10 protein-coding genes are annotated in these 9,956 nt (G+C 31.7%); 6 read left to right on the top strand and 4 right to left on the bottom strand.

Annotated elements, in window-relative coordinates; all coding sequences use genetic code 11:
- Positions 1–123 precede the first annotated feature (123 nt).
- Both rpiB and HMPREF1253_RS07280 read left to right on the top strand, forming a co-directional pair.
- Entirely contained in the window at positions 124–555 is a 432-nt protein-coding gene (rpiB, locus tag HMPREF1253_RS07285; protein ID WP_023056125.1) for a ribose 5-phosphate isomerase B, read from the top strand.
- Between the two features lie 92 nt (positions 556–647).
- Positions 648–1,301, top strand: a complete 654-nt coding sequence (locus tag HMPREF1253_RS07280; RefSeq protein ID WP_023056132.1) for an L-fuculose-phosphate aldolase — start codon at positions 648–650, stop codon at positions 1,299–1,301.
- Between the two features lie 47 nt (positions 1,302–1,348).
- On the opposite strand, the gene HMPREF1253_RS09725 is transcribed toward HMPREF1253_RS07280, so the two are convergent.
- The 3 genes from HMPREF1253_RS09725 to HMPREF1253_RS07270 are packed head-to-tail and all read right to left on the bottom strand — an operon-like array spanning position 1,349 to position 3,407.
- Entirely contained in the window at positions 1,349–1,636 is a 288-nt protein-coding gene (locus tag HMPREF1253_RS09725) for a hypothetical protein (RefSeq protein ID WP_023056129.1), read from the bottom strand.
- Between the two features lie 55 nt (positions 1,637–1,691).
- Positions 1,692–2,429, bottom strand: coding sequence for a polysaccharide deacetylase family protein (locus HMPREF1253_RS07275; RefSeq protein WP_023056128.1), 738 nt, complete (start codon positions 2,427–2,429; stop codon positions 1,692–1,694).
- Between the two features lie 57 nt (positions 2,430–2,486).
- The gene (locus HMPREF1253_RS07270) at positions 2,487–3,407 is read right to left on the bottom strand and encodes a YihY/virulence factor BrkB family protein (RefSeq protein ID WP_023056133.1); all 921 of its coding nucleotides are present in this window, start codon (positions 3,405–3,407) and stop codon (positions 2,487–2,489) included.
- Positions 3,408–3,462: 55 nt separating this feature from the next.
- Between HMPREF1253_RS07270 and HMPREF1253_RS07265 the strand changes: the two genes are divergently transcribed.
- Together HMPREF1253_RS07265 and HMPREF1253_RS07260 are read left to right on the top strand one after the other, a co-directional pair.
- Entirely contained in the window at positions 3,463–4,152 is a 690-nt protein-coding gene (locus HMPREF1253_RS07265) for a response regulator transcription factor (protein WP_023056126.1), read from the top strand.
- Between the two features lie 2 nt (positions 4,153–4,154).
- Complete coding sequence (locus HMPREF1253_RS07260) at positions 4,155–5,357, top strand: sensor histidine kinase KdpD (RefSeq protein ID WP_023056130.1); 1,203 nt, start codon at positions 4,155–4,157, stop codon at positions 5,355–5,357.
- Here HMPREF1253_RS07260 and HMPREF1253_RS07255 read toward each other — a convergent pair.
- Complete coding sequence (locus HMPREF1253_RS07255) at positions 5,343–5,954, bottom strand: DUF47 domain-containing protein (RefSeq protein ID WP_023056124.1); 612 nt, start codon at positions 5,952–5,954, stop codon at positions 5,343–5,345. The two genes, HMPREF1253_RS07260 and HMPREF1253_RS07255, sit on opposite strands and share 15 nt — an antisense overlap.
- 139 nt (positions 5,955–6,093) lie before the next feature.
- Here HMPREF1253_RS07255 and HMPREF1253_RS07250 point away from each other — a divergent pair, with 139 nt between their 5' ends.
- Positions 6,094–7,698, top strand: coding sequence for a Na/Pi cotransporter family protein (locus tag HMPREF1253_RS07250; RefSeq protein WP_023056127.1), 1,605 nt, complete (start codon positions 6,094–6,096; stop codon positions 7,696–7,698).
- An 18-nt stretch (positions 7,699–7,716) separates the two neighbouring features.
- Positions 7,717–9,021 (top strand): histidine--tRNA ligase, encoded by a 1,305-nt coding sequence (gene hisS / locus HMPREF1253_RS07245; RefSeq protein ID WP_023056131.1) that lies wholly within the window; start codon positions 7,717–7,719, stop codon positions 9,019–9,021.
- The last annotated feature ends 935 nt before the right edge of the window (positions 9,022–9,956 follow it).

The following is a 9,956-nucleotide window of genomic DNA, read 5'->3' as shown; positions in this document are numbered from 1 at the left end:
GAGAGCTGTATGTTAAGCATCGGCTCTCTATTTTTTTAGGTTTCTTATAGAAAATTATTCTATTATTTATGGTATTATTAAATAAATGTGTTTAATTTTTATTAAAATAAAAGGAGAAGTTAAATGAAAATTGGTTTTGGTGCAGATCACGCAGGCTTTGCTTTAAAAGAAGAATTAAAAAAATATTTGGAAGAAAAGGGACATGAATGTATTGACTACGGTACATATAGTGAACAGAGAGTTGACTACCCTGATTATGGGAAAAAAGTTGCTCACGCACTTGTAGAAGGAGAAGTTGAAAAAGGAGTCCTTGTTTGTGGTTCTGGAATAGGAATTTCTATAAGTGCAAATAAAGTTAAGGGAATAAGATGTTGTGTTTGCTCAGAACCCTACTCTGCAAGAATGAGCGTAAGACATAATAATGCAAATATAATAGCCATGGGTGGAAGAATAGTTGGAACAGACCTTGCAAAAATGATAGTTGATGAATTTTTTAACAGTCAATTTGAAGGCGGCCGCCACGAAGCAAGGATAAAAAAAATAGAAGAAGAATAAAAGGAATAGAAATGTTCTTTTTATTTTTATCCTTAGCTTAAAAAATTTCATATCTTAAACTAAAATAGAAAAATAAAAAAAGAGGTAAAATTATGTTAATGATTGAAGAAAGAGAAAAAATAGTAGAATTTGGAAAAAAATTAATAACTGACGGTTTAACCACAGGAACCGGAGGAAATATTTCCATTTTTAATAAGGAACTGGGATATTTTGCCATAAGCCCCAGCGGAATAGATTATTTTAAAACAAAAGTGGAAGATATAGTAATAATGGATTTGGATGGAAAAATAATAGAAGGAGAAAAAAAGCCTTCCAGTGAACATGAAATGCATCGCTATGTTTATTTAAATCACCCTCAAGCAGGAGCCACAGTTCATTGCCATTCCACCTATGCAACAGTGCTTTCAACTCTTAGAATGGATCTTCCAGCATCAAATTATATAATAGCCGATGCAGGAGATAAAGTTGTAAAATGTTCAAGATATGAAACTTTCGGCACTAAAGAACTGGCCCAAGCATCAATGGAAGCAATGGGACAAAGAAGAGCCTGTCTTCAAGCAAACCATGGTCAATTAACATGGGGAAAAGATATAGAATCAGCTTTTAACCTTGCCATGACTTTAGAACAACTTTGCAAAATTCATGTAATTTCTTTAAGTGCAGGAAAACCTCAAATTATAGAAGACGAAAAAATGGACGAAGTATTGGAAAAATTTAAAACTTACGGACAAAAGAAAAGAGATTAAAAAAAGACCCCTGAAGATAGAACTTTAGGGGCTTTTTATTTAAAAACTTATTTTAAAATACAAAACTTATAATCTCTTTCCTTAAAATAATTAATAACTAAAGGTAAACTTTTAAGGGTTAAGGGTTTAGTAGAGGCATCGTGCATTAAGACCACAGCAACCTCTGTATGCTTGTTTTGGTTCAAAGAGGTGTCAAGGTATTGGACTTGTTCATTTTCATCTTTAGGACGCACTCTGAACGGTTCAGCATCACCTGTAAGAGCATTCCAATCGATCCAAGTTATGCCTCTATCCTTTAAAGCAGCATCTGAAGCGTTAATACCAGCCCAAGACATATGACCGCCCGGGTATCTGAAGACATGAGCTGTAAAGTCATCGCCAAATATTTTTTTAAGTCTTTTTTTGAGTTAGAACAGCTTCATCAACAATAGTTTGAGCATCAGCAGTTCTGTTTGGATATAAAGTGGAATAGTCATGGCTAAAAGAATGAATGGCTATAGAATTTCCATTTAAAATAGTTTTTCTTAAAACATCTTCATGATTTTCTGTTACGGCTTTACCTACAACAAAGAAAGTTCCGTGAACCTGATTTCTTTTTAAAATATCTAAGATGCCAGGCGTAATAGTGTTGTTAGGACCATCATCAAAAGTTAGAAAAACAAGTTTATCTTTTCCGGTATAGTCTTTTTCTCCACGAATATAATCTCTGATTTCTTCTGCAGGATAGGCATAAGAATCAGCCTGAGTAATATGAGAAGAATCTTTTGAAATGACTTTTAACATGCCTGTAGCAGCATCTTGAGCCATAAAAGCAAACTCATAGGGTTTTTTAGGTATATATGAAGAATGGTCATATTGTCCTTTTTCTTCCCGCAAAATTTGCATAAGATACCAGGAAGCAAGGCCCCTGTCCTCGGGAACCTTTATAGGTTCAACTTTTTTTCTTGAACAAGATTTCATAAGTAAAATCAATAAAATAAAAACAATTCCGCAAATAAAATAAAATCTTCTGCGAAGTTTTTGTTTTCTTATCCTTGCTCTTTTTCTTCTTTCATTCCTTCTTTTATCTAAATCATCATTAGAAATATTTTCTTTATTCATATTTTTGAAATTAGTATTGTCTTTCAAATTAATCACCTAAATAAGTATAACATATTTAACCTGTAAAAATTTACACAAAAAAATTTATAAAAATTTCTTCATAAAAGAATCATGCCTTGGCCATAAATTTTGACTTTTAAAATTCTTCATGGAAAAGAAAACTCCATTTATCTCAGACCCTATTAAAATAATAATACTCATTAAATAGGTCCAGATAAAAAAAGCAAGAAGACTGCCAAGAGACCCATAAGTAACAGAATAGGATGCAAAAGTATTTAAATATCTTCCAAATAAAAAAGTAATGAAAATAAGAGAAATGGAAGTAAATAAAGCTCCAGGCATTACATTTTTAATCTTTACAAGACTTCTTGTGTAGGGATTAATTCCAAAATAATAAAGAACAATAAAAATTATAAAGATATAAATAAGAGGAAGGGAATTTTTCACTAAGTTGCTGAAAAGGTAACTGTAATCCCAATTTATTTTAAAAAACTTAAAAATATCTAAAATAAAGGTTTCTCCTATAATTTGAGTAAAAGTCAAAATAAAAACCATAATCATAAGGCAAACAGTAAAAAACATAGCCATAAGCCTTACTAAAAAATAATTTCTATTATCATCAGTCCCGTAAGATTTATTAACGTTCCACAAAATTTGCTTTATGCCACTTGATGCGGACCAAAGACCAAGAAAAAGTGAAAGGGAAAGAAAACCACCAGAAGAATTTTCCTCTAGCATCTGTATAAAATTGTAAACAATCCTTCCGATTTCTTTTGGCAAAAGACCTATTGCACTATAAACCGGATCATAATCTAAAATCTTTATAGAACCTATAAGGCTAAGAAGAGCAAAGACAAAAGGAAAAATTGAAATTAAAGAAAAAAATGACAGAGAGCCTGCCATAGCCAAAATATTCCCCTTAACAATCCTATAAAAAAGTTTATCAATAAAAATAAAAAAATTATTATTTCTTTTTTTATATAAAAAATCACTTAGCTTGTTCATAAGTACCTCACATATATTATATAATAAAAAGGAGAAAATATTTAAGAGGTGAAAAATGATTTTTAATATTTTAGTTTGTGATGACGAAAAAGACATAGTACATGCTATTGAAATATATTTTAAAGCTGAAGGCTACAGAGTTTTTAAAGCTTATAACGGAAAAGAAGCTTTGAAGATTATGGAAGAAGAAGACATTCATCTTGTAATAATGGATTTAATGATGCCGGAAATGGACGGAACAACAGCCATTTTAAAAATTAGAGAAAATAAAAACATCCCAATTATAATCCTCTCAGCAAAAGCGGAAATAACAGATAAGATTATAGGCCTTAACATAGGAGCTGATGACTATATAACAAAACCCTTTAATGCCATAGAACTTGTTGCCAGGGTAAATTCCGTTTTAAGAAGATATACAAGCCTTGGATCGGCAAACATAGCAAAAGACGAGTATTCTATAGGAAGGGTAAAAATTTTCGATTCTGCAAAAGTTGTAACTGTAGACGGAGAAGAAGTTTCTTTAACTCCCTATGAATATAAAATTTTACTCTATTTAGTTCAAAATAAGGGTAGGGTATTTTCTTCCAATGAAATTTACAAATATGTATGGGAAGAAGAAGCCCATGATGTAAAAAAGATAATAAGCGTTCACATTTCCCACTTGAGGGATAAAATAGAAATAAATCCCCACAAACCCGATTTAATAAAATCAGTTTACGGAATGGGATATAAAATTGAAGGATAAAAATGGAAAACTCAGAAAAAAAACTTATAGAAATTCTTAAAGACATAAAAATGGAATTTGTCCTTTTAAATCTTCTTATAATTTTAGACTTTATATTTATAGATATAGGACATATTTTGGCAGTAGGCCTATTCCTTTTAATTGTCCTTATAAAAATTTATAAAAAAAATTTTTTAAATTCCCTGTGGACCTTAAATTTATATGTAAGAAGAAGACAAAGCCCCTATTATATGTTGTCTTTTGTCTTTAATATCCTTGCCCTCATATTGATTTTGTCAGCCTTAGTTACAAGAACGAAAATTTATTTTATAGTATTTTTACTTTTAAGACTTTGCCTTGAAATAGAAAGGCAAGTTTCACAAAACATAATTTTGTCAGATGCTATAAAAAAGACGGCAAGTTTTGAAAAAATAGAAATAGATGAAAATTTTGCCACTCAAAAAACAGTTAAAAATTTAAAAATGCTGGATAATATTTCCTTAGATATAAACCAAATGATACAGGAAAAAATGGAAAATGAAATGATGAAAGTGGAGCTTATAACAAATATATCTCACGATTTAAAAACTCCCCTAACTTCCATAATAAATTATGCAGACCTTTTAGAAAAAAAGAAGACCTTAGATGAAGAAGCAAAAGAATATATAAACATTTTAGGCAGAAATTCAAGAAGACTTAAATCCAGGATAATAGACCTAATTTACGCAGCAAGGACCAACGCCAAAAATATAAAAGTTGAAAAGGAAATTATAGAATTTAACGAACTTGTAAACCAAACTTATGGAGATTTTATAAGCTTGTTTGAAAAAAACAACTTGGATTTTATATATGACTCCGATAAGGAAAATATATTTATTTATTCAGACGGCAATTTAGTTTCAAGAGTTATTCAAAATCTTCTGTCAAACGCCTACAAATATTCCTTAAAGGGGACAAGAATCTATTCCAAAACAACAACAGATGAAAATAATATTTATTTTTCCATAAAAAATACCTCTGCAGAAAAATTAAATATATCAGCAGAGGAACTTATGAAAGAACTTGTAAAAGTAGACAGATCAAGAACAAAAGAAGGCTCAGGTCTGGGCCTTTATATAAGTAAAAATTTAGTAGAGATTTTGGGAGGAAAATTTGAACTGGTAATAGATGGGGACTATTTTCAAACTTTTATTTCCCTTCCCATTGAAGGATCAGTTGTATCTTAAAAAGATGTTATTTACAGTATCAGCCACATTTTTACAAGTATCACAACATTTTTCCAGCCTGAAAATCAACTCTTCCCACTTAATAAGCTCATCAGGATTATTAAGGTCAAAAAGTTCTTTGTTTGCCCTTATATAAAGCCCATCAGCCTGATCTTCATAGGACCTTATAAGTTCAATGGATTTTTCCAGACTTTTAAAAGATTTTGGATTTTTCATATTGGACATAATATTAAAAATTTCCTTGCAGGAATTTTCAATTATATCTATAAAACCTTCCACTTGTGGAATGGTTTTTTTTATGTCATACATATAAAAACTTCTTATAACATCTTCAATAGAATCTACAACAGCATCAGTCGTTTGACCTAAAAGGGCAATATCTTCCCTTCTCATAGGAATTATATATTGTTTTTCAAGAGCCTTTTGCAAATTATGATTTATAGCATCAGCTTCATTTTCTATTTCATGAATTTCCATCATTATAAATCTCATATCATCGTAATTAAATTCATAAAAAGTTCTTCTCAGCATATCCGATGCCCTAACTGTATATTTTGAAAGCTCACTTAACATTTCATAAAAAATTTTATTAGCCATAAAGACCTCCAAGTAAAAAATAACATAAGAAAGATACTTTTACAATATTATATAAAATACCTTTATAAAAGTTTACACAATGCTTTAAAAAACTTTTCATTTAAGATATTATTTAATTATAAACAAAGGGAGGGAATAAATGCCGATAACTTATATTTTTGGACTCTTAGGAGGCTTTGCATTCTTTATTTACGGAATGGACTTAATGAGCGCCGGCCTTGAACTTGTAGCAGGAGATAGGCTACATAAATGGATTGAAAAAATGACATCATCAACCCTAAAAGGCCTCTTGGTAGGTATAGGAGTAACAGCCCTAATACAATCATCATCAGGCACCACTGTAATGGTAGTAGGTTTTGTAAACGCAGGACTTATGACTATTGAACAAGCAGTGGGAATTATCATGGGTGCAAACATAGGAACAACAATAACAGGTCAACTTGTAGCCCTGGATATTTCCAGTATCGCACCATTACTTGCCTTTATTGGATTTTTTATCAGAAAATTTATAAAAAAACCAACAGTAAAATACTTAGGGCAAGTAATTTTAGGACTTGGGCTTTTATTTATGGGAATGCAACTTATGAGTAGCTCCATGAGTCCCCTTAGAGAATATGAGGGATTTAGGAACTTACTTATAAGCATATCAAACCCACTCTTGGGAATTATAGCAGGAGCAGTAATAACAGCAATAATTCAAGCTTCAGCAGCATCTCTTGGAATATTACAAGCAATAGCCAATGAAGGCTTAATAGGTCTTCACGGATCCATGTATATTATTTGCGGCTTTAACATAGGAACATGTATAACAAGTGTCCTTTCCTCCATAGGAACATCAAAAAATGCTCAAAGAACAGCAGCAGTCCACGTGCTATTTAACCTTATAGGAACAATTATATTTGTTATCATTGCACAATTTATCCCAATAGATAAATTTATAGAAAGTATATCAAGAGCATTACCAGCAGCCCAAATAGCCAACATGCACACTTTTTTTAACATAATGGCAACAGTAATACTTATTCCCTTTTCAAAATACCTTGCTAAACTTTCAACCTTTATAATCAGAGGAAAAGACAAGGAACAAGAAGAAATGAGTCTTCAATATATAAATCCTAAAAAAACTATGAGAGAAGCAGCAACAGAACTTACAGACATCCGTGCAGAAGCCCATAGAATGATAGACATAGCCATGGTAAACTTTAAAATAAGCATGGACTTAATAAGTAAATTTGAAGAAGAAAAATACGAAACCGTATTTCACAATGAAAAAATTTTGAACTTCCTAAACTCCAACATAACAAGATATATTATTGACTGCCTATCCATGGAAATGGATGAAAACATGGCAGCAAACTATACAGGCTATATGAGAATAGTAAGAGACGTTGAAAGAATAGGAGACCACGCAAAAAGTATAGCAGAAGGAGCAAAATTAAAAGAAGACAAAAAATTAATCTACACAGAAGAATCTATAAAAGAATTAAACGCAGTCCAAACCTCAATAATGACAATGCTTAATACAGTTATAACGGAACTTCCATCTCAAGAGAAAAAAGATAGACTTAAATTTTTCTCAAACAGGATAGAAGCCTATGTAGATGATTATAGAAATGAACACATGGATAGAATGAGACTTGGCGTATGTGATCCTGAAAGCGGCCTTGTGTTTGAAAAAACTTTAAGTGCCTTAGAAAGAATACAAGCCTATATCTACAACGTAGGAAAATTAATAATCAATTAAAAAAGAAAGGTGAAATTAATGGATAAAGTAAAACCCTCAACCCTTCCGGGCTTTATGGAACTCTTACCGGAAGAACAAATATTATTTAATAAAATGATGGACATAATCAGAAAGCATTACGAAGAAAATGGCTTTCTTCCCATAGACACACCAGTCCTTGAAAAAACCGAAGTCCTCTTAGCAAAAGGAGGAGGAGAAACGGAAAAACAAATTTACAGATTCACAAAAGGGGACACAGACATGAGTATGCGTTTTGACCTAACAGTACCCCTTGCAAGATATACAGTAGAACACTTTTCCGACCTAAACTTTCCCTTTAAAAGATATCAAATATCCAAAGTATATAGGGGCGAAAGAGCCCAAAGAGGAAGATTTAGAGAATTTTACCAATGCGACATAGACGCCATAGGAAATGGAAAACTTTCCCTTGTAAATGACGCCCAAATGCCTGTCATAATCTGTGGAATATTTAAAGACTTAAAACTTGGAAACTTTAAAGTTCACATAAACAACAGAAAAATATTAAAAGGATTTTTTGAAAACTTAGGAGCAAAAAAAGAAGAAGAAATATTAAGAACCATAGACAAACTTGACAAAATAGGCATGGGGAAAATGGTTGAAGAATTAAAAGATCAGGGCTTAAAAGAAGAAGAAATAGAAAAAATATTGGAATTTTTACAAATCCAAGGCAAAAACTCAGAAAAAATCTCAGCATTAAAAAGCTTAAAAATAGAAAACGAAAAATTTAAAGAAGGCATAGAAGAACTAAGTCAAGTTTTGGAATATATAGAAGCCTTTGGAGTATCAGAAGAAAACATAGAAGTAGACTTAAAAATAGCAAGAGGACTGGACTACTACACAGGGACAGTTTACGAAACATTCTTAACCGGCCATGAAGACGTAGGCAGCGTATGTTCAGGAGGAAGATACGATAACCTGGCAGAATACTATACAGACTTAAAACTTCCTGGAGTAGGAATATCCATAGGACTTTCAAGACTCTTCTTTAAACTCATGGAAAAAAACCTAATACAAGCAGAAAATAAATCCCTGGTAGACCTAATAGTAATCCCCATGGAAGGCTTTTTAACAGAAGGAATAAGACTTGTAAAAACCTTAAAAGAAAAGGGCATAAAGGCAATAATTTATTCAGAAGAAGGAAAAATAGGTAAAAAATTTAAATATGCAGACAAATTAAACATACCCTATTCCCTAGCATTGGGAGAAAATGAAATAAAAACAGGACTTTATCCCTTGAAAAACATGAAAACATCAGACCAAGAAGAACTTTCCATAGAAGAGATTTGTCAAAAATTAAAATAAAAAATAAAACAAAAATCCATTGAAATATGAAAAAATCAATGGATTTTTTATTTTGTTTAATTCGAATGATGGCGATCGGACCAATAGCAGATATTTGCAACCAAATCAAAGATTTGGGCAAATAGTTGCATGAGACCTACCACGATTTTTTGCAAAAATCGGGTTAGGTCTTCAAAATTGGTCCCTACATTGGTTTTAATTTTCAATTATTCAACATGGGATTTTGTGAGCTGTAGGGACCGGTTTACCGGTCCGTGTGTATCGTGTGGGAGAACAAAATCAATATTTGATTTAACATTTATTTTAAATTTTTGTTTTCTCGTCTTTTATTTTATTTAATTCGCCTGACGGTGCCGGACCAATAAATTGGTCCCTACATTCATATGCAGAGTTCTACTCTTTTGAAATCTTTACGCAAAAAATTACGCTACATTCCCATGTGGGCCCTTGTGGGCTGTAGGGACCGGTTTACCGGTCCGTGTGTATCGTGTGGGAAAACAAAATCAATATTTGATTTAACATTTATTTTAAATTTTTTCAATTTACCTTTTATTTAAATTTTTGTTTTCTCGTCTTTTATTTTGTTTAATTCGCCTAACGGCGCCGGACCAATAAATTGGTCCCTACATTGGTTGTAATTTTAAAAGATCTATTATTTTATATTTACCTTTTTTCATTGCTTATTTTATTTAATTCGCCTAACGGCGATCGGACCAATAAATTGGTCCCTACATTCTCTTGCGGAGTTCTATTCTTTTGAAATCTTTACGCAAAAAATTACCCTACATTCCCATGTGGGCCCTTGTGGGCTGTAGGGACCGGTTTACCGGTCCGTGTGTGTCGTGTGGGAGAAAAAAATAAATATTTGATTTAACATTTATTTTTAAAATTTTTTATGCCCTACGTGAAGCATTTTCTTTTATGTTTTTTCAATT

The sequence above is a fragment of the Peptoniphilus sp. BV3C26 genome, from assembly GCF_000478985.1.
In the GTDB taxonomy this organism is placed as follows: Bacteria; Bacillota; Clostridia; order Tissierellales; family Peptoniphilaceae; genus Peptoniphilus_B; species Peptoniphilus_B koenoeneniae.
The sequence above is the reverse complement of the archived record's forward strand: the minus strand, read 5'-3'. Positions and strand labels throughout refer to the sequence as shown.

Excerpts from the sequence above, each read along its gene's own strand:
- rpiB (WP_023056125.1), top strand. The coding sequence starts at position 124 with ATGAAAATTGGTTTTGGTGCAGATCACGCAGGCTTTGCTTTAAAAGAA.
- HMPREF1253_RS07280 (WP_023056132.1), top strand. The coding sequence starts at position 648 with ATGTTAATGATTGAAGAAAGAGAAAAAATAGTAGAATTTGGAAAAAAA.
- HMPREF1253_RS09725 (WP_023056129.1), bottom strand. The coding sequence starts at position 1,636 with ATGTCTTGGGCTGGTATTAACGCTTCAGATGCTGCTTTAAAGGATAGA.
- HMPREF1253_RS07270 (WP_023056133.1), bottom strand. The coding sequence starts at position 3,407 with ATGAACAAGCTAAGTGATTTTTTATATAAAAAAAGAAATAATAATTTT.
- HMPREF1253_RS07265 (WP_023056126.1), top strand. The coding sequence starts at position 3,463 with ATGATTTTTAATATTTTAGTTTGTGATGACGAAAAAGACATAGTACAT.
- HMPREF1253_RS07260 (WP_023056130.1), top strand. The coding sequence starts at position 4,155 with ATGGAAAACTCAGAAAAAAAACTTATAGAAATTCTTAAAGACATAAAA.
- HMPREF1253_RS07255 (WP_023056124.1), bottom strand. The coding sequence starts at position 5,954 with ATGGCTAATAAAATTTTTTATGAAATGTTAAGTGAGCTTTCAAAATAT.
- HMPREF1253_RS07250 (WP_023056127.1), top strand. The coding sequence starts at position 6,094 with ATGCCGATAACTTATATTTTTGGACTCTTAGGAGGCTTTGCATTCTTT.
- hisS (WP_023056131.1), top strand. The coding sequence starts at position 7,717 with ATGGATAAAGTAAAACCCTCAACCCTTCCGGGCTTTATGGAACTCTTA.